Origin of the sequence: Hansschlegelia beijingensis, from assembly GCF_045505405.1 — a bacterium.
GTDB classification, from domain to species: Bacteria; Pseudomonadota; Alphaproteobacteria; order Rhizobiales; family Methylopilaceae; genus Methylopila; species Methylopila beijingensis_A.
On the sequence record NZ_JBJKEX010000542.1, the window covers coordinates 1 to 1,251 of the forward strand.

Annotated in this window: 1 protein-coding gene; it reads left to right on the plus strand. The window is 69.9% G+C overall.

All coding sequences use genetic code 11. The features are described 5' to 3' along the window. Positions 1–30 precede the first annotated feature (30 nt). The coding region (locus tag ACIKT0_RS18530) for a sensor histidine kinase (RefSeq protein WP_407106784.1) at positions 31–1,251 on the plus strand (1,221 nt) is incomplete at its 3' end.

Below are 1,251 nucleotides of genomic sequence, written 5' to 3' on the forward strand. Positions count from 1 at the left end.
CCCGCAGCGCGCGCCGAGCCTGCGCCAGCCGTGGCCGACGCCTCGCGCAAGCCCGCCTCCATTGCGGTCCGGCTGTTCCTCTCGGCGGCGCTGTGGACCGGCGCGGTCCTGCTGATCGTCGGCGTGACGCTGTCGTCCTATTACACCCGCTCGGTCGAGCGCGGCTTCGACCAGCGGCTGCACGTCTATCTCAAGACCCTCGTGGCGGCGGTCGCCGACGGCACCTTCAGCCGGGAGGACCCGGGCTCCTTCGGCGAGCCGCGCTTCGATCTGCCGCTCTCCGGATGGTACTGGCAGATCACCCGCATCGACCGCGAGCCGCCGGAATCCACGACCTCCAAGTCGCTGTTCGAGGAGCAGTTGCCGCGCCTCGCCGATCTGGGCGTCGGCGAGACGCTGGTGGGCACGCGCGAGGGCTATGCGCTGGGGCCCGAGGAGCAGCGTCTCCGGATGGTCGAGCGCATCATCGATCTTGGCCAGGACGGCCGCTACCTGATCGCGATCGGAGCGGCGTCCGGCGAGATCGACAAGGACGTCGCGGACTTCAACTTCGCGCTTCTGATGAGCTTCCTGGCGCTCGGGCTCGGCCTGATGGCCACGACTGGGTTCCAGGTCGTGTTCGGACTGCGTCCGCTCGGGCGGATGCGCAGCCAGCTCTCCGAGATCCGGCGGGGCGGCCGCTCGAGCCTGGATGGCGATTTCCCTAAGGAGATCGCGCCTTTGGTGGGCGAGCTCAATGCGCTGCTTGAATCGAACCGCGAGATCGTCGAGCGCGCCCGCACCCATGTCGGCAACCTCGCGCACGGGCTGAAGACGCCGCTCTCCGTCATCGCCAACGAGGCGCATGCGGGCGAGGGCGGCTTCGCCGAGAAGGTCCGCGAGCAGGCGCTCGTCATGCGCCGCCAGATCGACCACCACCTCGAACGCGCCCGGCTCTCCGCCGGCGTCGCCTTCACGGGCGAGACCGCCGAGGTGAAGCCCGCGCTGGAGGCGCTCGCCCGCACCATGCAGAAGGTGCACCGCGAGCGCGACCTCGCGGTCGAGGCGTCGGCCCCGGCGGATCTGCGTTTCCGGGGCGAACGGCAGGATCTCGACGAGATGGTCGGCAACCTCGTCGACAACGCCTGCAAATGGGCCCGGACGCTTGAAGATGGGCACGGCGACGACGCCGGCCCCCAGCAGGGCTACTATCTGAACAAGCTCGCCCTGGCCCGCCGCCGCCATCAACTTATCCCCGATCCGCTGGTCCCC